Source organism: Nocardia salmonicida NBRC 13393, assembly GCF_001613085.1.
GTDB classification, from domain to species: Bacteria; Actinomycetota; Actinomycetes; order Mycobacteriales; family Mycobacteriaceae; genus Nocardia; species Nocardia salmonicida.
In genome coordinates, this window is sequence record NZ_BDBR01000099.1 from 1 (window position 1) to 509 (window position 509).

General features: G+C 61.9%; 1 protein-coding gene. It reads right to left on the minus strand.

Translation table 11 applies throughout. The features are described 5' to 3' along the window. Positions 1-509 (minus strand): AMP-binding protein (locus NS1_RS38495; protein WP_157125640.1); only part of this gene is annotated, 509 nt, incomplete at both ends.

The window sequence follows — 509 nt, forward strand, 5'->3', positions numbered from 1 at the left end:
GGCAGCGGGGAGATCATGATGGCGCCGGTCTCGGTCTGCCACCAGGTGTCGACGATCGGAGTCTTGTTCGCGCCGATCACTTCTCGGTACCAGCGCCATGCTTCGGGGTTGATCGGTTCACCGACGGAGCCGAGCACGCGCAGGGTGCTCAGATCGTGTGCGTCGGGGATTTCACGCCCCCACTTCATGAAGGTGCGGATCAGTGTGGGCGCGGTGTAATAGATGGTAACGCCGTATTTTTCGATGATCTGGAAGTGTCGGTGTTCGTCGGGGGAGTTGGGGGTGCCCTCGTAGACGACCTGGGTGGCGCGGTTGGCGAGTGGTCCGTAGACGATGTAGCTGTGTCCGGTGACCCAGCCGATGTCGGCGGTGCACCAGTAGACGTCGTGTCCGGCTTTGTGGTCGAAGACGTTGTGGTGGGTGTAGGCGGTTTGGGTGAGGTAGCCGCCGGTGGTGTGCAGGATTCCCTTGGGCTTTCCGGTGGTGCCGGAGGTGTAGAGGATGAACAG